A 17544-nucleotide genomic window follows, 5' to 3' on the forward strand; every position below is an offset into this window, starting at 1 on the left:
TAGCTTCAATTAGAAGCCTTGTCTTTGAACTGTTCGTCATAAACCTATGTCCTTGGCTGTGCGAAGATTCGGCTCCATAAACGCAAACTGGCTCAAGAGGTTTTCAATTTCTTCCCGCTTACCATTGTCAAAAAACGCATGTAATTTTTTATCATTAAGGCTCTCCCGCTTAGTTGATTCTACAATAATTACAGCAAAAGGAATATCTTTTTCGTCGGATAGGCGGTAGCCCCACAAGCAAGTTGATTGCATCGTGAGGTTTTTGCAAGTCTCAGGAGAGATTCCGTACTTTGTTTCATTTTCCTCATAGTACTTCTTCAAACTCGTTCTGGGACTCGGTAATTTTTTCTCAAAACACTTTCCATCTGTCCAAGCCTTGCCGATTACACCATCGTTTACAGGATAAAGGTAACGACTTCGCTTACGAAAGCTGGGGTTTTCGGCATGTCTACCTAGGAGACGAAACTCGTCTTCTTGCTTGTCATATTTATATATGGAAATTCTGTCGAGATTTGTAAGCTGACATTCTTTGAAAAGGATTTGCGCGCACCCATCCCAAACGTCATAAAAATTGCGGCTACCATCTGCAATTACTCGTTTCAGGTTGGTAATTTCATCATCCAGCTGGGCTCGGGACTTTTTCCCGCGAACATCCAGAATGAGTGAGGCTATGTAACAGACCAAAAACAACCAGAACGGCCACCACAACGGGCGGTCGAATATATCAAGAAAGGATATTCCAGCGAATGCAACAGCGTTCAGGCCGAGGTGGAAATGCTCCTGAAACCAGCCGCCTACTTTTTCACCAAGACTTCTACTATTCATTTTGCATCCGATGGATGTGGTAAAATCCAGAAAAGGCGCAGTGGCCTTTGCAATATGATTCTGTGCTCAATTAATCTTAATACAGTTCTGTAGCGACCAAGCAACAGCGATTGACCGTTTCCACCGGAACAGTTCCGTAACCTTCCCCTCGCGCCCGCGCTACCTTCCCGACAGTTGTTCTCACTTCCCGAACCCTGTCGGATCAAATGCCCATTCCCGATCACCTTCACTGGCAGCACCGTGTTTTCCCCGGTCCCAAGGCGGATTGGGGAGCTGCTGTTGTCGGGATCGCGGATCTTGAGCAGTCGATGCGGATTATCTGCCTGACGCCCAAACTCTCCGTGCCAACCGAGCCGGAGAAGTTCTGCAATGCGCTGGACTATATCGACCGCCCGCCTGCGATTGCCATTCCAAGGATTTCTCAGGAAATCTGGGACGCGCTTGCCAAATGGGAGCCACGCATTGTCGTGGAACGGGTCGAGGTTGAGGCTGTCGGCTTCCATCATTTTCGTACACCTGTCTTCTGGCGGCCACGAGAAGATGTGATTGGCGAACTGCTGCAGACCGACATCGAGCTTCGGGAGGCAGCGTGATGGTGGATCTCGTCAAAGCCTTGAGCCCAGCCGAGCTGATTGCGCGCGGTGCGCCAAAAATGTTCACCACGTCAGCGAAGGCGTGGAAGGACAAGCTGATTGAATGGTTCGAAAGTGATCCGAACGGCCCGCAGCGAAAACTCTATCCGGGGCAGCTGGAGCAGGTTTTGATCGACATGCTGGCCTACGGGTTTTCCCTGCTGGGTCAGGAAGCCCAGATGGCAAGCGAACAGCGCTGGCTTCTCTTTGCCAAGCGGAACCATCTGAATGTTGTTGCTGCCAATAATTCCACCTTTCGCCTTAAGGCAGCGCCTGCCACTTGCCAGATTGAGCTGCGAAGGGAAGAGGGCGCGGCAGGCAGCGAACTGATCGTGCCCGCCGGAACCCATTTGAATTCTGGCGGTGAGAATAGTCTCGGCTTTGTCCTGGACGAGGCGGTTGTTCTTGGCGTGGGGCAGAGCGTTGCCACAGTGGGCACAACAGCGAGTATCGCGGGAACGGCTGGCAACAGTTTTCTGGCTGGTCAGATCATGGGAACAGTGCCGGGCTTTCCGGGGCTGACGTTTTCCAATCTCTCTGAGACCAAGGGTGGGGCGGATGAGGAAAGCGATGCGGCCCTGATTGAACGGGCCGCTCATGCCCATGACCGGATCTCAAAGGCCGGTCCACGGGAAAGCTATCGCCAGCAGGCCCGGGCCTTTTCTCCTGCCATCATTGATGTGGCTGTCATTCGGCCAGAGCCGGGGCACATAGAGGTCTATCCGCTTCTGGATACGGGGCTGCCGTCTGCTGAGTTCTGCAGCCGCCTTTATGACTGGCTCGACTATGAGGTCAAACGCCCGCAAGGCGATGAACTGACGGTGCCTTTCCCAGAAGCCGTGACCTTCTCAATCTCTGGCATTTGCCGTGGTGTAGGAGATCTAGAGGATCTGCGCAATCAGGTGGAGGCCAAGCTTGATCTGGCAGCGTCTATCTGGTCCCGCCGTCTTGGCGACTATATGGCGTTGTCAGCCCTGACCTGCGCGGCCCGCTCGGTTACGGGCCTTGTGGACATCGAGCTTGTGTATGAGGGGCTTTCCTCGCGCCAGCTTGAAGACCACCAGTTCGCGGTGCTGACAAGCATCAGCCTCACGATGGAGGCGGCATGATGGCAGACAACGGCATCAGGGATCGTATCTTCCCCGAGAAGCTGATCCCGCCCGGTATCAATGACGAGCGCACCCGCGCCATTCTTGCCACCTTTGAAGCGATGGCGAACGAGCTCGATTTTAGGGCGTTGCTCATGCGCAACTCGTCAGAAATCCCGGATGAGGCCTTGCCGCTCGCCATTCATGATTTTTCTCTGGGAGAGTTTATTCCAGCTGATGGTCTGCCCCCACGGGTCATTGGTCGTCTGATCGACCGGGCGTGGGAGTTGCACGAGGCACAAGGAACGGATGGCGGTGTTCGGCTCGGGTTGGAGTTGCTGGGTTGTCATGCGGACATTCGTCAATGGTGGCAGCAGGAGCCTCCTGCTCATCATGACACCCACGAGATCGATATCTTCTTTGATGAGGTGCTGTTTGAAGAGGCAGCTCTTGGTGACCCCAAACATCGCAATGCCGCTGACAATATCGTGGATGCCACCAAACGCTGGAGCCAGAGCACGGCCATTCGTTATGGGGTGTTGACCCGATCCGAAGGCTATGTCGGAGCCTATGCGCAAACGGGATCCCGGTATACGGCAGCGCTTCCAATCGATGATCCGGAACCAGTTCCAGCCGTTCTTCTTCCCGCAATTGCCTGCCTTTATGGCGGCACCTTTACAGCCAGCCTTGAGGGGTAATTCATGGCCGCCCGTCATTCCATTGTCACTGTTGCCGGACGCAACAAGGAAGCTGCCCAAAAGGCGGCCAACCTGCCGGTGCGCTTTACCGAGATTGCCCTTGGGTCCGGGGACCGGTATCCAGCTGGCGGCGAAACCACGCTTTATGCAGAAGTCCACCGGGGTCAGATTACCGGTTCGGGTGTCATGGCAGGCGAACCGAATGCGGTCTGGTTCGATCTCTATGTGGTAGCCGATGTTGCGACCTTCTATGCGCAGGAGATTGGTCTCTTTGATGAGGACGGCGTTCTTTATGCGCTTTCCCGGTTTGACCAGGCGGTCCCGAAGTTCGGGCCGGACAGCGCGTCCCTCTCCGATAATACCTTCCGCATCGTGGTGGTTTTTTCCGATACCGAGAATGTGGTGGTTGAAACATCGCCGGTCACAGGGCTGACGCCAGAAACCTTGTCTCAGCACCTTCCCTGGGCGCAGGATAAGCACTTTGCAGATCCAGCCAATGAAACCAACATCCCCCGCATTCGCCAGATCCATGAAGAGTTTGGACCACAAAGCGATGCGCTGATCGCTGGCTTTGCCCGCGTTACCGAAATCCTTACCCATCAGGTTGTTCTCGACAATCGCCAACGCCGATTGATGGGGCTTAACACGGGAGGCACTTCCTTATGAGTGATGTAGCAACACAGCTGGCGCGCTTGACAACTGCTGCCGATGCCCACCAGACCGCCACGGATCAGTGGCTAAAGCTGATGGCGCAAATGCAGGACCTTCCGGCGCTCGGTACTAAAGAACAGGTCGAGCAGGGTGAAAATGTTCTGGTGACTGCCGATGTTCTGCCTGACAGGGTTTGGGCTGAATTGCCGGAGCTCGGAACCGCCGAACAGATTGCAGTACGTGAAAACGTTCTTGTCTGTGCTGACAAGCTGCCTGCACACCTGTTCGATGAACTGCCAGATGTTGGAACCGCCGAGCAAGTTGCAAACGGCGATGAAGTGCTGGTGACAGCCGACAGGCTTATTCCAGTTATCAAGGCCAATGCAGGGGTGGCGGGCGATCTGGTTCTGTGCGCAGGATCGACACCATCGCCGGGAACTCTTGAGTGTGACGGATCGGCCTTGTCTCGGACCGCCTATGCAGATTTGTTCGCAGCCATCGGCACGACTTATGGCGCAGGGGACGGTGCCGATACGTTCGACATCCCTGATTTGCGCGGCGAGTTCCTCAGAGGCTGGGATCATGGCCGGGGCGTTGATCCAGACCGGGTGTTGGGGGCACCTCAAAGCCACATGATCGAGGCACATACCCCCCCCTACGGCTATCCGCATTCCTCTACTTACGGCATGTCCAGTTTACCAACGCCGGGTGTTCGACCAGGCAACAACACCGGTCACGCCACTGGTGGATTTGGCGGTTCGGAAACCCGGCCGCGCAATATCGCTGTGATGATCTGCATCAAATACTGAGGGAACTTTCACGCAAGTGGGCGCGAATTTTGTGTCTGCAACGAAGTGAATGGAACAAGAGAGCTGCAATGACCCAGATCCATAACTATCATCCAGAAACTGGTGAGTTCGTTCATACTTCCAATGCGCGTCAAAACCCACTGGAACCGGACAAGGTTCTGGTTCCACAACATGCGACCACCTTGAAGCCACCTGCTATTAAGGAGGGTTTTGCCCGTGTTTTTACCGGCACACAATGGAAAGAGGTTCCCGATCATCGGGGAGAGACGTGGTTCGACCTTGAACGCAATCCGGTTGTTATCAAACAATTGGGCTCTCCTGTTGAAAAGGACCTGATGGCCGAACTTCCTCCAGTTCCACTGGCTGACCTGAAACTGGATGCCATTCAATCTGTTCTGGCAGAGGCAGATCGGCTGGCAGCGCAATTCGTCGCCGGATACACAGAGGCTGAACAGAGCACGTTTGTGAAACGGGAGAATGAAGCGCGCGCAATTCAGAGCGGTGCCATTTTGCCCAAAGATGCCACCTATCTCATGAAACTGGCCGGAGGGGATGCTGCTCTGGTGGCGGGGCTGAAGGACGTTATTCTATCTCGCTCTGATCTCTTTGAAGATGTGACCGTTGCCGTCACACATATGCGTCAGCAAGCGCAAGAGCGTATTGAAGCGGCTTCTGATGCGGATGCGCTGGCAGAGGTCTTGAACGCGCTCAAACAACAGGCGGTAGAAACAGCAGCCGGTTTGTTGGCTCGCAAGGCCGCTCTGGATAACGGGTAACGGCCATGCGCTATTGCGACGCCCGTCCTTTAATCAAGTCAGGAGACCTCATGGCCTTCAGGGGCGAAGGGTTTGTTTCGCGGATCATTCGTCATGTAACGGGCGGGCGTCACACCCATGTCGGTATTGCCTGGGTGTTCCGGGAGCGGGTGTTCTTGCTGGAAGCGCGGGAAGGACGCGGCGTTCAGATCCGGGCGCTTTCAACCTGTCTGCCATGTGACTGGCTTCACTGTGATCTCACCTGGACGGAGAGAGCAGAAACCGCCGCTCTGTCAAAGCTTGGAAAGCCTTATTCCTACGTGGATGCACTTCGTGTCGGGATGGGGATAGCTCCCGCCAATAGCGGTTACATCTGCTCTGAATTTGCAGCCCGTGTTCAGGCACACATAACCGCCCGGATCCCGTACTTCCCCGCTCACACACCAACCAGCCTCGTCCAGTCCTGGCTTGATCAGGATGTTCCCCTTGTTGCCCTGAAAGAGGACTGATGAATACCGGAAGTGTTCCGGCGAATTGATGGCTATGCAGCCCTAAACTCGAAAGTGTCCAGACCAGTGTTGATAGCTGCGCTGGTCCTTCAAAACGGAATTCATCGAACCTTACGGAGATCCCGATGAAGCGATTTTTGCTTTCCTGTCTACTCGTCCCGCTATTGAGCCTGACTGCTCTCGCCCATTCTGAAACTTCCCCCGGCTTCATCTTCAATGGCTTTAATGATCCTGCCGCCATCGCTGTGATCGATGAGCATGAACAATTCATCATGGAGACTGCCATGTATGAGTACAAGGCTCATGTCACATCTGTTTATGATGCTGACACCATCACCGCCGATATTGACCTTGGCTTCAAGGCTGCCCTCAAGGGCGTGAAGCTACGCCTCTACAGCATCGATGCCCCGGAAATGCGCGGTCAGGAAAAGGAGCAGGGTCGAATATCCCGCGATTGGCTCCGGGAGCGCATTCTTGGCAAGGACGTGTTTGTGCGCACCTACAAGGATCAAACGGGCAAGTATGGCCGGTGGCTTGCCGAGATTTATCCACTTGACGATCAGCGCCAAAGCTACAATGCGATGCTTGTGGCAGAGGGCCTCGCAAAGCCCGCCTTCTATACCTGACCACTAGAGCTAAATGGGGCGACTGATCTCTTTGGATCAGTCGTTCTTGACTCTCGATGAAGACGGGAGGCCTTGAGCGCTGAGAACGCTCAAAACACCGGGGATATGATTGGCGTCACTCCCGGCCAATGACAGCAAAAGACAATCATCGCTCCCGTCACCACCATCGATGGATGACCAGTATGGGCGATTCTTTTTGAAGTGAACAGAGCAAGAACATGCAAATGTTAGAAGCTGTCTCTCCGGTCAAACCTGTCGCTGCCTATATCGGCGGAAAGCTGCAACTCGCCAAGCATATTGCCGGGCGTATCAGCGCGGTGGACCATGCCACTTATGTTGAGCCGTTTATTGGCATGGGCGGGATCTTCTTCCGCCGGTCCCTCAAACCGAAATGCGAAGTCATCAATGACATCTCCAAAGATGTCGCCACCCTGTTCCGCATTCTTCAGCGTCACTATCCGCAGTTCCTCGACACGCTGAAGTTCCAGCTCACCAGCAGGTCGGAATTCCAGCGGCTCCTCAAGACCGACCCGGATACCTTGACCGATCTGGAGCGGGCAGCCCGCTTCCTTTACCTCCAGCGGATCTCGTTTGCGGGCAAGGTCCAGGGGCGGACCTTTGGTGTCTCCCTGCGTGGTGCCCGGTTTGATCTGACCAAGGTGGAACCGCTTCTGGAAGATGTCCATGAACGGCTGTCCGGCGTCATCATCGAGCACTTGGCCTATGCTGACTGCATCAAACGCTACGACCGGCCAGACACTCTCTTCTACATCGACCCGCCTTACTGGGACTGCGAGACCTACTACGGCAAGGGTGTCTTTTCGAAAGACGACTTCCAGGCTCTTGCCGGTCAGCTGAAGGATATCAAGGGCCGCTTCCTGATGTCGATCAACGATGTTCCGGAGATCCGCGAAATCTTCGCTGACTTCGACATCGAACAAGTCACCCTCAAATACACAGCCAATGCCAAGGGTGTAAAGCAGGCAAAGGAGCTGGTGATTGGGAACTAAATTGGGAAGCAATTTTGCCCGTTAGAAGGGCCGGATTTGTGCTGGGGTGTGTGCAATCAGAAATGTCGTTGTGTGCAGAATGAAAAAGCGCGCCACAATAAGACAAGCATCAATTGAAGTTTCAATAACGGCCTATAGCTCCGCTCACTATCAAGCATGGTAATGATGGTGACCCCGGCGCGATTCGAACGCGCGACCTACGGATTAGGAATCCGTTGCTCTATCCTGCTGAGCTACGGGGCCAAGCCATTTTCTGATACAATATGGAACTATCAAAATCCACGCAAAATGCGGGGTGGGAACGACTTGGGGTGAACCGCACTATGGAATGGAATGAACTTCAACATGCGATGGATCAAGCGCAAGCTAACAGAAAACGCGCCGCAAATGATCTCCACTTTGCTCGGCAAATGGCTGCCGGTGCCATTCGCACGGAGGACGATTGGAACAAACGTGGTGATAAATTACGGAAACCACTCAGGCGATTGCTGAAGACAATCCGAGCACAACCGCCAGAATGCTGCGAGCATCTCAGGATGCTCGGTCAGAGCTTCGGTCGCCCTGTCGATCTGCATGACATCGGCTTTGTCGCGAATGAAGCGCTTGATCTACTTCGTCAAGACGGGCGAAAGCCCTTGCCAATTCGCGGCGCGGTTCAATGGCTGCTGATACACTATCGCGGACAGGGACATCGCGTTAGCAACACGCTCTATGGACCCGATGGCGTCCCAAATAGGCCAAGTGAATGCGTTTTATGGCTGACGTCCGAACTGACGAACCTCGGTCACAAGACCGATGAGGGGGAAGTGTACGACATTCTTCGCAGCCCGAAGATGCGGACTTTTGTAGCAGACTTACAAAAACCCCCAGCAAATGATGCTGAGTTTCCGACAAGTGCTCTGACACCATAACTTCCTCAAGCTTGCTTCAGTTTCAACAAACTGGAGCAGTAAAATGCATCACCAACTTCAAAGTGCCGCAAGGCCCTCGACTTTTGACCCCGACCGAGCTGCGGTAACTGACAGCGATTGGCTCACAACCAATCAAGTCGGTCGGCTACTGCAGATTTCGCCATCGTCGCTGGAGAAGGCTCGCTCTGTCGGATCGGGCCCTTTCTCCAAGTTGCCCTATCACAAGATTGGTCGATCCGTTCGATATCACAGACGCGATGTCCTAGCGTTTCTGCAGGATAGGAAGATCGCTGGTTCCAGTCTGGTACAAAAGGAGACTGGACGATGACACGTGGCATTATCTCGCAAGTCAAAGAAGCTATACGCGATAGAGGCATCTCCGATGTAGTTCTTGCCTTATTTCCAGATGCGGTTCGTTCTGCGAGCGGTATCCACATGGGTTCGGTCAAAGGCGAAAAGGGTCAAAGCCTTTCTGTCGAGAGAACCAAGGGGTATTGGAAAGACCATGCAACCGGCGACAAAGGCGCGGACCTGATCGCGCTCTGGAAACAGCATCGTCAGCTTTCATCAAAAACGGAAGCGGCGATTGAACTGGCTGAACGTCTAAGCATCGAAATCGCAGAATCCAAAGCGGACGTTCCTCGGAAACCCACACCAGTACCGGCTGATGCGCCATTACACAACTTGAAGCTTGGCATGCCCTTTCCCGGCAACGAAGAATACCGGCTTACGCAAATTTTTGAGTACCGAGATGAGACAGACGCGCTCCTCAGTTTCGTTCTGAGATATGAGAAACTCGCCGCTTTGTCTGACCAAAAACAACTGAAAAAGGTCGTGCCATACAGCTTTGATCATGACGCGAATTGCTGGAAAATGAGGGCGCCTAAAACAGCCTACTCCTCACTTTATGGGTTACAAAAGCTGCGGAGATCACCTGACCGTCCAGTGCTCCTCGTCGAGGGTGAAAAAACTGCTGATGCTGCGGCTGAGCAATTCCCAGACCATGTTGCAGTGACTTGGCCCGGTGGTACTGGTGCCATCGGAAAGGTCGATGCTGCGCCATTGAGGGGGCGGGACGTGGTGATCTGGCCTGACAATGATGAGCCGGGCAGGAAGGTTGTTCCGGTTTGGCAGATGAAGCTGGCGGAAATCGGCGCGGCTAGCTTCAAGGTGGTTGATCCTTCAGACGTCAAGATCGAAAAATGGGATCTGGCAGATGCCATTCCTGACGGAATTGACGTTTGCCAGATGTTAGCTCGCGCGGAGCCGATTGATCTGCGCGAATTACGAACCTTCAACCGGCTTGACATGTCGGAACTCGTCAAGCGTCTGATCTATGTTGGAAAGCTGGCCATTCTGGTCGACGAGTGTTGATTTTCACTGAGAACTGACCCGGTGGCCCCATAAATTGTCACTGAGAACTGACCCATGTGAACACACTACCCCGACGTTTTTGGCTCGGGGGATATGGAGTGATCGACATGGGATTTTTGAGTGTCATTCGACGCTGGGCATTGCGTGACAAAATGCCAATCAGAGAGATTTCCCGTCGCACGGGTTTATCTCGCAACACGGTGAAGAAGTATCTGCGCGAGGGCATTGTTGAGCCGAAGTTCAAAACCCCGCCGCGACCAACCAAACTTGATCCGTATGCGGACCGTTTGTCTTCTTGGTTTGTGGCCCAGACGCGCAAGTCGCGCAAAGAGCGTCGAACCGTCAAACAGATGCACGTGGATCTGGTGCAGTTAGGGTATGATGGCTCCTATGAACGTGTGGCGGCCTTTGTCCGTGCGTGGCGTGCGGACCGGCAGCGGGCGGAACAGACGACAGGGCGCGGCACATTTGTGCCTCTGATCTTCCAGCCCGGCGAAGCTTTCCAGTTTGATTGGAGTGAAGACTGGGCCAATATTGGCGGCGAGCGACTGAAGCTTCAGGTCGCGCATATCAAGTTGTCACACAGTCGGGCGTTTTTGGTCCGGGCTTACCTGCTGCAAACGCACGAGATGCTGTTTGACGCCCATTGGCACGCGTTCCGCGTGTTTGGCGGCGTTCCTGGCCGAGGGATCTATGACAATATGAAGACAGCGGTTGATCGCGTCGGCAAAGGCAAGCAGCGGGACATCAACGTCCGTTTCAAGGCGATGGCTAGCCACTACGTCTTTGAGCCTGAGTTCTGCAATCCGGCTTCAGGTTGGGAGAAAGGCCAGGTCGAGAAGAACGTCCAGGACGCGCGCAATCGGCTTTGGCAGGTCATGCCCGTCCTTGCAGATCTGGCTGAACTGAACCAATGGCTTGAAGATCGGTGCATCGCCCTTTGGGCGGAGACGCCGCACAAAGCCTTGCCGGGGTCTCTCGCCGATGTGTGGAAAGCTGAGAAGCCAATGCTGATGGCTCTGCCGCCGGCCTTCGATGGATTTATCGAACATAGCAAGCGAGTGTCTCCCACATGCCTGATCACATTCGAACGCAACAGGTATAGCGTGCCCGCCAGCTTTGCGAACCGCCGTGTCAGCCTGCATGTCTACCCTGACCGACTGGTCGTTGTGGCCGAAGGGCAAACAGTTTGTGAACATGCACGGCTCATTGATCGGTCCTGCCGCAAATCAGGCAAGGTTGTTTATGACTGGCGGCACTATCTTGCTGTCATTCAGCGCAAACCTGGCGCCCTTCGCAATGGCGCGCCCTTCACCGAGATGCCGGAAGCCTTCCAACGGCTGCAGGAACGCATGTTACGCAAGGAGGGGGGTGACAGGGAAATGGTCGACATCCTCTCATTGGTTCTGCAGCATAACGAAGAGGACGTGTTACGCGCCGTGGACAAGGCGCTGGAAGCGGGTGTGCCAACCAAGACGCATATCCTGAACCTTCTACACCGGTTGATCGACCGTAAGCCGACGGAACATCCAGAAGTCGACCCACCGGACGCCTTGGCATTGCAAACCACGCCCGAGGCAAATCTAAATCGTTACGATGGCCTGAGACAGGCTGGGGAGAAGCGCCATGCGTCATGACCCAGCCGGAGCCTCTATCGTCATCATGCTGCGCAGCCTCAAGCTCTATGGCATGGCAAATGCCGTCGAAGACCTGGTCGCCCAAGGTGCCCCAGCCTTTGAAGCCGCGACCCCGATGTTATCACAGCTGCTCAAGGCTGAAATGGCGGAACGAGAGGTTCGATCCATCGCTTACCACACAAAGGTCGCCCGCTTCCCTGCATACAAAGACCTCACCGGCTTTGATTTTGCGTCCAGTGAAATTAACGAAGCGAAAGTCCGGCAGTTACACCGGTGTGAGTTCATCGAAAACACCGAGAATGTCGTTCTGATCGGTGGGCCCGGCACGGGCAAAAGCCACACCGCCACAGCAATCGGCGTTCAGGCGATCGAACACCACAGGCGCAAGGTTCGGTTCTTCTCAACAGTGGAGCTGGTCAATGCACTGGAGCAAGAAAAAGCGATTGGCAAGGCTGGGAAAATCGCTGATATGCTGACCAAAGTCGACTTGGTCATCCTGGATGAGCTCGGTTACCTGCCGTTCAGTTCATCAGGTGGGGCACTGCTCTTTCACCTGCTCAGCAAGCTCTACGAGCGCACAAGCGTCATCATCACAACCAACCGTAGCTTCTCAGAATGGGCGCAGGTCTTCACAGATGCAAAGATGACCACCGCTCTCTTAGACCGCCTCACGCACCGCTGCCACATCTTGGAAACAGGCAACGACAGCTACCGCTTCAAAGCCAGTTCCAAGGATACAAAGAAAACTAGAAAGGAGACCCCAACATTGACCGCGTCATAGACCACGACGCATAACTAAAGGTGGGTCAATTCTCGGTGAAAATACCGGGTCAGTTCTCAGTGAAAATCAACAGCTTGCGCTCAAAGTAGAGCTCCTTGACGACGTTGCTTGGAGTTCGTGAGGCGTACACGACGGCGACCACGTGCCCGTCATGAATGACCGGCATGGCTGCAAATATGCGAACCCGGGTTCCGCGGCTGATGGAATAGATCGGCTGGGAATTGTCGACGGGGCGTTCCCTCAAGGCGCTGGCGTAAGCCCCTTGCAGGGCTGGACCGACCTCATCGACATGGGCCAGCGACAGACCCACTTCCGAGCGCCCCGCAATTACGGTTCCGTTGAAATCGAGGATCCGAAAACCGGCGAGGGTCGTCTGTTGAATGTCCATGATCATTGGAGCAACGAAGTCTGCGAGCCCCAGATAGGCGCTTGCCACCGGTTTCAGGGCGTGCCGGGCGTCCGGCCTTTTGGGCTGGATGGGCGTGGTGCTTATATCCAGCTGGGGAAGCGTTGGTGACCACTTTTCACCTTTCGCCAGTTTGGGAGGGGCGACTGGTTGTCCGCGTGGAAAATCACCAAGGGCGACGTCGGAAAGATATTGGATAATGGCCGCGCGAAGTCCGGCCGACTGGGCGATCAGTTCTGCCTCGGTGCTGCGAACCAGCTGGTTTTCGTAAAGGCGAAAGAAGAATATTCCGGTCAGGGGCAGAAGCAAGGCGACCGCGACCATCGCGCTTGCAATCATTGAGTCCGCCCTGAACAACGTCTAAGCCATTGATGTTGCGCGTGGCCGAAGCAATACGCAAATATTCGATTTGACCGGTTTGGGGATGGGGTTTGTGATCCAGAGCAGCAAAATGATCAGTGCATTGAGGATCAGACGCAGGTTATGACCGGCTGCGGCCAGCAGGGCGTTGATGGCATCGCCATTTTTGCCATTGAGGAAGTTCCGGTCAAGTCGTCCATCTGTTTTCATGTGGCCGATGGTGGCCTCGATCGCTGATCGTCGTTTCAGCTCACGCTTCATCTGTGCCGTCAGCCCGCGCTTCTGGCCGGAGATCATGACCTTGGCGTCGCCCTCATAATCATGCCCCCGATAGCCACGGTCCACATAGACACGCTCAGCTTTGGTGCCGCAGACTTTCTCAGCCTGACTGATGGTGTCATTCAAGGTGTGCCCATCATAGGGATTGCCCTCAAAAGCCCTCGCCGCAAGAACCAATCCTTCCCGATTGGTCGTGGCAATGCCAACCTTGGCCCCGAACTCGTAAGGTGTTCGCGCCTTGCCCTTGGCAATACAGGCCACTTCCGGCGCATGCATGGAATAAATCTTGTTTTTGTCCTTGGGGGTCTGGGCCAGAAGCCGCTCCACCAGTCCCAGCAGACGGGAGAACCGGTGCTCAAGACCTTCGTTGCCTGCGATCTTGCGGGAGATGTCGCGATAGACCCGGCCCAGATAGGTCTTCAGCTTTTTGAGTTCCCGGCGCATCCGCTTGAACTGTTTGGCATGGGCATAACGGCCCGCCATCAAGGCCGCCTTTTTGGCAACTCTGGTATGGCTGCGACGCAAGATGATGCCGGCCCTCTTGGCCTGGCGCACCAGAAGCTGCAAGGCCTTGTGATAAAGACGGCTATCGGTGGGATGGGCAATGGCTTTGGGTTGAACGGTCGTATCAACCAAGACCCGCTCAAGGCTGCTCTTCTTGATCGTCCCGCTCTCAATCGCAACACCTACCGTAGCAGAAAGAAGCTTTTCCATTCCCTCAGGACCAATCCGTTTGCGCCAGCGGGTCATGGTTGAGGGATCAATGGGGAATTGGTGCTGGAAAAACTCAAAACCGCAGAAAGACTGCCAGTAGGGGTTTTCAACCCAACGCTCAACCGTCTCTTCATCGGAAAGATCGTACATGTGCTTGAGAAAGTGCAGCCCGGCCATCAGACGCGTTGGTTTGGCCGGTCGTCCCAAGGGGCGATAATGCCTGCCGAACTCCGCATCAAATTCATCCCAAGGCATCAGACCAGACAGCCGCACCAACGAATGGTTCATATCGATGATTGCGGCCAGGCGTTCCTTGAACAGATCGCCACACCGTTTGTTGCGTTTTGAAGGTCTCATGAGAATATGCCAGAAAATGCGTGCTTCGGATCAACTAACCGGCATATTCACACATCCAAAACCCAATGGGTATCCATACTCTTCAATCAGTTAAGGGGTTTTTCAGCGCGAACCATTGACAATGACGGGCGCCATTTTGTCCGCATCAGGCCCGGTTCCCCGCGTGACTGCAAGCCCCGATTCGAAAGCCCACGCCGTGCACGGTCTCTATCACGTCCTCGCAGCCGACCTTGGCGAATTTGGCCCTGAGATTGCGGATATGGCTGTCGATGGTTCGGTCCGACACATGAATGTTGTCGGGATAGGCAAGGTCCAGAATCCGTGACCGTTCGAACACCATGGTCGGCCGTTTCACGAGGATGTGGAGGATCGAAAATTCCAGTTTTGTCAGACCGAGTGCTGTCTGGTTTATCCGCGCTGTGAAAGCCTCTGGTTTCAGGACCAGATCACCATGGTGCAGGCAGTCATCCTCTTCCCCTTCTCTTGCCATTCCGAGCTTTCCGCGCCGCAGAATGGCACTGACCCTGGCCACAAGTTCGCGTGGGCTGAAGGGCTTGGTGACATAGTCATCGCCGCCGATTTCCAGTCCGAGTATCCTGTCAATCTCCTCATCGCGCGCAGATAGGAAAAGAATAGGCACTTCTGACATGCACCGGATCTGGCGGCAGACCTCAAGCCCGTCCAGTTCCGGCAATCCCACGTCCAGAACAATGAAGTCGAACGACGAGCCCTTGAAGGTGGTTACCGCAGCCAGTCCGTCTGGCGCCACGACCGCACGGTAACCTGCCTTTTCCAGAGCAAAGCAAATCACGTCTGAGATGTTGCGGTCATCTTCAACCACAAGGATCGATTTCACGATTTGCCGGTCCTTCTATCGTTGGGGCGTTTCCAGCCACCAACCATCTTTAGCAATCCGGTCGGGAACATTAAATGGCCGGTTTGTTTTTCCGTCTTCTGGAGCGGAGCACTGGCGCTTTATCCACCTTTGCAGCCGCGTCCGGTAACGGGCCATCAGCATAAACAGCGCGCCAAGGAGCGCAGCCCAACCTTCCGGCTCGGGAGTGGAAGACCCGGAAAGGTTCAGTTTTGGATAGGCCGCTTTCGAAATGCCCGAAACCTTTGGAAGCGGCACAGACGTCTTTGCATTGGCGGACGGATCGGGATTTTGAATCTTCTGAGAAACCGCAATGAAGGACGTGAACGCGCTTTGCAGCGAGTATTCCAGGCCCAGCCGAATGATCTCCGCTTTTGCTTTCGCATCGGTTCCGCCCGATAGCGTCAGGGCCCGCTCTTTTTCAAAAATCTGCTCACGCGCCCAGATGAGTGGCAAAGGGCTGTCTGCCTTCGGCTCAGTATCGGATTTGGTGTCCTTGAGAGTAAGTGAGACCGGAATTTCGGCTCGCCTGCCGTTCACGAGCCCCTTGACCGTAATTTGGTGAGCGCCTTCGCCCTTGTAGCGCGCCATGACATCTATCGCGTTGCCCGCAAAAAGGTCAGGCAGACGGGCGGTCGTTTGATCTGAAACATCCAGACCGTTCCAGTCGATTTCGATATCGGTCAGCAGTGGTGCATCAATGCTCGAAGCAAGGGCGGCTGCTGCTTCCTGTCCGGTTTCCCCCGGCTCAATGTAGCGAACCCGGCCACGCCCTTCCCGGGCAAGTCCTTCAAGCAAATACCGGTTGATCGCCTTTCCAATGCCAAAGGCGTGGATGCGAGCGTTACCAATCCGGTCGTATACCGTCTGAATGACCTCCCGGTCACCGCCAATATACCCATCGGTCAGGAAAACAACGATCCGCATTGTCCCGGGGACTGGCGGCAAATCGAACGCAGCGTTGATGGCATTGTTCATTTCTGTGCCGCCGCGTGCCGACAATCCGGTCACGAAATTTTTGCCTGCCTTGATATTTGCCCTTGTTGCGGGCATGGCGGACTTGGCGAATGCAGACGTGTTGTTTGCAAAGCGCAGGATGCGGAACTGATCATTTTCGCGCAGGCCGTCGAGGGCAGCATGCATGAAGGACTTGCTGGCATCCATCGGCTGGCCGCCCATGGAGCCTGATGTATCAAGGACAAAAACAAGTTCGCGGGGGGTGACAAGATCTTCCGGAGCCAATTTTGGCGGTTCGATATGCAATGACAGAAAGCCGCCGCGTGTCTCGTCAAAATGTGTCAGTGCGCCCGTAGCCATGCGCTTTTCTGCGGCCATGGAATACCGCAGGACGAAGTCGCGATTATCGATCTCCCGCCCCTCCGCGAAGTGGAAACTCGTTCCGCTGTCATTGGTTTTTGTTTCGATTTCATGGGTGGACGAGGCGAGCGAGAGAAACCTGGTTGCAGATCTCAAGGCGGCGTTCAGCTCGACCCGCCGGGGATCAATCTTGTCCGGTGCCGTCAAGCCGATGACCGGCGGATACTCGGGCAGGCGCTCGACCAGCCATCCGCTCCCATCTTGAACAGGAAGGGTCCGCTGTCGCTGGTGGTCCACGGGCAGATAGTCATCATCTGTATCCAGCGCCATCGCCGTTGCAATTGTCTTTGGAAGGACGCCTTCATAGCGCGGGCCGACCACCATCGGCACGACCAGCTCGTAGGCATCGTCAATGCGTGGAACTTTCTGAACGTAGTTCAGTGTAATGAGGACCTGCTCACCCGGCATGAGGTTCGCAATGTTTTGCGTAAACATGTTCGGACGAGGTTGTTCGAGCAGGGCTGCAGCCTTGCCGTCCGCCTTGGCCGTCTCGAAAGTCGCCTTGGCGTCTTCCTTTTTCTTCATGACCGCCTCGATGGTCTCATCACCGACGGTCATCGTCATGCGGTAAACGGCGGCTTTCTGAACGAGGGGAAACAGATAGGTCGCATCAACGGGAACAGTGCTGGGATTGAAAAAGCTCTGCGTCACGGAAACCGTGGCGAACGGTCCGTCAATGGCAATGTCGTAGGTCGTTTTCAGCATGGGAAGTTCGACTTTTTTGCTGCCTTCCATTGCAAAGAGTTGCCCTGCCTGCTGGCCGCGAAGATCAGGATCTTCGCGCGTATGCCCACCCGCGGGGAGCAGGATCATCACGGCCATGAGCCCACTATGGACAATGCGTGAGGAGAAGAATGTCATTTTCGTTTCC

The 17544-nt window shown here is 54.9% G+C and carries 19 protein-coding genes and 1 tRNA gene; 14 read left to right on the top strand and 6 right to left on the bottom strand.

Annotated elements, in window-relative coordinates; genetic code table 11:
- Positions 1–36 precede the first annotated feature (36 nt).
- A complete protein-coding gene (locus TRICHSKD4_RS10125) occupies positions 37–825 on the bottom strand; it encodes a hypothetical protein (RefSeq protein ID WP_009759091.1) in 789 nt (262 codons plus the stop codon).
- A 206-nt stretch (positions 826–1031) separates the two neighbouring features.
- On the opposite strand from TRICHSKD4_RS10125, the gene TRICHSKD4_RS10130 reads away from it, so the two are divergent.
- From TRICHSKD4_RS10130 to TRICHSKD4_RS10170, 9 genes are all read left to right on the top strand, one after another.
- Positions 1032–1418, top strand: coding sequence for a phage baseplate assembly protein (locus TRICHSKD4_RS10130; protein WP_009759092.1), 387 nt, complete (start codon positions 1032–1034; stop codon positions 1416–1418).
- Positions 1418–2566 carry a baseplate J/gp47 family protein gene (locus TRICHSKD4_RS10135; RefSeq protein WP_009759093.1) on the top strand — a complete coding sequence of 383 codons (1149 nt, stop codon included), beginning with the start codon at positions 1418–1420 and terminating at the stop codon, positions 2564–2566. The genes TRICHSKD4_RS10130 and TRICHSKD4_RS10135 overlap by 1 nt, the downstream gene beginning before the upstream one ends.
- Entirely contained in the window at positions 2563–3243 is a 681-nt protein-coding gene (locus tag TRICHSKD4_RS10140) for a phage tail protein I (RefSeq protein ID WP_040616621.1), read from the top strand. The genes TRICHSKD4_RS10135 and TRICHSKD4_RS10140 overlap by 4 nt, the downstream gene beginning before the upstream one ends.
- A 3-nt stretch (positions 3244–3246) precedes the next feature.
- Entirely contained in the window at positions 3247–3909 is a 663-nt protein-coding gene (locus tag TRICHSKD4_RS10145) for a phage tail protein (RefSeq protein WP_009759095.1), read from the top strand.
- A complete protein-coding gene (locus TRICHSKD4_RS28085) occupies positions 3906–4703 on the top strand; it encodes a phage tail protein (protein WP_009759096.1) in 798 nt (265 codons plus the stop codon). The genes TRICHSKD4_RS10145 and TRICHSKD4_RS28085 overlap by 4 nt, the downstream gene beginning before the upstream one ends.
- A gap of 68 nt (positions 4704–4771) precedes the next feature.
- On the top strand, positions 4772–5479 hold the full coding sequence (locus TRICHSKD4_RS28090) for a hypothetical protein (RefSeq protein WP_009759097.1): 708 nt from the start codon (positions 4772–4774) through the stop codon (positions 5477–5479).
- 50 nt (positions 5480–5529) lie between these two features.
- A complete protein-coding gene (locus TRICHSKD4_RS10160; RefSeq protein ID WP_009759098.1) occupies positions 5530–5967 on the top strand; it encodes a hypothetical protein in 438 nt (145 codons plus the stop codon).
- A gap of 125 nt (positions 5968–6092) precedes the next feature.
- Positions 6093–6593, top strand: a complete 501-nt coding sequence (locus tag TRICHSKD4_RS31180) for a thermonuclease family protein (protein WP_208993058.1) — start codon at positions 6093–6095, stop codon at positions 6591–6593.
- Between the two features lie 218 nt (positions 6594–6811).
- Positions 6812–7603, top strand: a complete 792-nt coding sequence (locus tag TRICHSKD4_RS10170) for a DNA adenine methylase (RefSeq protein ID WP_009759101.1) — start codon at positions 6812–6814, stop codon at positions 7601–7603.
- A gap of 166 nt (positions 7604–7769) precedes the next feature.
- On the opposite strand, the gene TRICHSKD4_RS10175 is transcribed toward TRICHSKD4_RS10170, so the two are convergent.
- Positions 7770–7846 (bottom strand) — tRNA-Arg (locus TRICHSKD4_RS10175).
- 20 nt (positions 7847–7866) lie between these two features.
- Here TRICHSKD4_RS10175 and TRICHSKD4_RS10180 point away from each other — a divergent pair.
- From TRICHSKD4_RS10180 to istB, 5 genes are all read left to right on the top strand, one after another.
- Positions 7867–8514: a hypothetical protein gene (locus TRICHSKD4_RS10180; RefSeq protein WP_040616622.1), complete on the top strand. Its 648-nt coding sequence runs from the start codon at positions 7867–7869 to the stop codon at positions 8512–8514.
- A gap of 43 nt (positions 8515–8557) precedes the next feature.
- Positions 8558–8842, top strand: a complete 285-nt coding sequence (locus TRICHSKD4_RS32290; RefSeq protein WP_083782763.1) for a helix-turn-helix domain-containing protein — start codon at positions 8558–8560, stop codon at positions 8840–8842.
- The gene (locus TRICHSKD4_RS10185) at positions 8839–9888 is read left to right on the top strand and encodes a DUF6371 domain-containing protein (RefSeq protein ID WP_009759103.1); all 1050 of its coding nucleotides are present in this window, start codon (positions 8839–8841) and stop codon (positions 9886–9888) included. Before TRICHSKD4_RS32290 ends, TRICHSKD4_RS10185 begins: the two co-directional genes overlap by 4 nt.
- 107 nt (positions 9889–9995) lie before the next feature.
- Complete coding sequence (gene istA / locus TRICHSKD4_RS10190) at positions 9996–11525, top strand: IS21 family transposase (protein ID WP_139052042.1); 1530 nt, start codon at positions 9996–9998, stop codon at positions 11523–11525.
- On the top strand, positions 11515–12306 hold the full coding sequence (gene istB / locus TRICHSKD4_RS10195; protein WP_009465782.1) for an IS21-like element helper ATPase IstB: 792 nt from the start codon (positions 11515–11517) through the stop codon (positions 12304–12306). Before istA ends, istB begins: the two co-directional genes overlap by 11 nt.
- Positions 12307–12355: 49 nt before the next feature.
- On the opposite strand, the gene TRICHSKD4_RS10200 is transcribed toward istB, so the two are convergent.
- The 4 genes from TRICHSKD4_RS10200 to TRICHSKD4_RS10215 all read right to left on the bottom strand — a co-directional run bounded on the left by TRICHSKD4_RS10200 (position 12356) and on the right by TRICHSKD4_RS10215 (position 17534).
- Complete coding sequence (locus tag TRICHSKD4_RS10200) at positions 12356–13051, bottom strand: hypothetical protein (protein ID WP_009759104.1); 696 nt, start codon at positions 13049–13051, stop codon at positions 12356–12358.
- Positions 13052–13072: 21 nt separating this feature from the next.
- Positions 13073–14422, bottom strand: a complete 1350-nt coding sequence (locus tag TRICHSKD4_RS10205; protein ID WP_009465529.1) for an IS5 family transposase — start codon at positions 14420–14422, stop codon at positions 13073–13075.
- A 145-nt stretch (positions 14423–14567) separates the two neighbouring features.
- On the bottom strand, positions 14568–15278 hold the full coding sequence (locus TRICHSKD4_RS10210) for a response regulator transcription factor (protein WP_009759105.1): 711 nt from the start codon (positions 15276–15278) through the stop codon (positions 14568–14570).
- A 15-nt stretch (positions 15279–15293) separates the two neighbouring features.
- On the bottom strand, positions 15294–17534 hold the full coding sequence (locus tag TRICHSKD4_RS10215) for a VIT and VWA domain-containing protein (protein ID WP_009759106.1): 2241 nt from the start codon (positions 17532–17534) through the stop codon (positions 15294–15296).
- Positions 17535–17544: the final 10 nt, after the last annotated feature.

The organism is Roseibium sp. TrichSKD4 (assembly GCF_000148725.1).
GTDB lineage: Bacteria > Pseudomonadota > Alphaproteobacteria > Rhizobiales > Stappiaceae > Roseibium.

Coding starts and splice junctions, on each gene's coding strand:
- istA (WP_139052042.1), top strand. CDS start 9,996: ATGGGATTTTTGAGTGTCATTCGACGCTGGGCATTGCGTGACAAAATG.
- TRICHSKD4_RS10170 (WP_009759101.1), top strand. CDS start 6,812: ATGCAAATGTTAGAAGCTGTCTCTCCGGTCAAACCTGTCGCTGCCTAT.
- TRICHSKD4_RS10125 (WP_009759091.1), bottom strand. CDS start 825: ATGAATAGTAGAAGTCTTGGTGAAAAAGTAGGCGGCTGGTTTCAGGAG.
- TRICHSKD4_RS10185 (WP_009759103.1), top strand. CDS start 8,839: ATGACACGTGGCATTATCTCGCAAGTCAAAGAAGCTATACGCGATAGA.
- TRICHSKD4_RS10160 (WP_009759098.1), top strand. CDS start 5,530: ATGGCCTTCAGGGGCGAAGGGTTTGTTTCGCGGATCATTCGTCATGTA.
- TRICHSKD4_RS10145 (WP_009759095.1), top strand. CDS start 3,247: ATGGCCGCCCGTCATTCCATTGTCACTGTTGCCGGACGCAACAAGGAA.
- istB (WP_009465782.1), top strand. CDS start 11,515: ATGCGTCATGACCCAGCCGGAGCCTCTATCGTCATCATGCTGCGCAGC.
- TRICHSKD4_RS10135 (WP_009759093.1), top strand. CDS start 1,418: ATGGTGGATCTCGTCAAAGCCTTGAGCCCAGCCGAGCTGATTGCGCGC.
- TRICHSKD4_RS10180 (WP_040616622.1), top strand. CDS start 7,867: ATGGAACTATCAAAATCCACGCAAAATGCGGGGTGGGAACGACTTGGG.
- TRICHSKD4_RS10215 (WP_009759106.1), bottom strand. CDS start 17,534: ATGACATTCTTCTCCTCACGCATTGTCCATAGTGGGCTCATGGCCGTG.
- TRICHSKD4_RS10205 (WP_009465529.1), bottom strand. CDS start 14,422: ATGAGACCTTCAAAACGCAACAAACGGTGTGGCGATCTGTTCAAGGAA.
- TRICHSKD4_RS10200 (WP_009759104.1), bottom strand. CDS start 13,051: ATGATTGCAAGCGCGATGGTCGCGGTCGCCTTGCTTCTGCCCCTGACC.
- TRICHSKD4_RS10130 (WP_009759092.1), top strand. CDS start 1,032: ATGCCCATTCCCGATCACCTTCACTGGCAGCACCGTGTTTTCCCCGGT.
- TRICHSKD4_RS28085 (WP_009759096.1), top strand. CDS start 3,906: ATGAGTGATGTAGCAACACAGCTGGCGCGCTTGACAACTGCTGCCGAT.
- TRICHSKD4_RS32290 (WP_083782763.1), top strand. CDS start 8,558: ATGCATCACCAACTTCAAAGTGCCGCAAGGCCCTCGACTTTTGACCCC.
- TRICHSKD4_RS31180 (WP_208993058.1), top strand. CDS start 6,093: ATGAAGCGATTTTTGCTTTCCTGTCTACTCGTCCCGCTATTGAGCCTG.
- TRICHSKD4_RS28090 (WP_009759097.1), top strand. CDS start 4,772: ATGACCCAGATCCATAACTATCATCCAGAAACTGGTGAGTTCGTTCAT.
- TRICHSKD4_RS10140 (WP_040616621.1), top strand. CDS start 2,563: ATGATGGCAGACAACGGCATCAGGGATCGTATCTTCCCCGAGAAGCTG.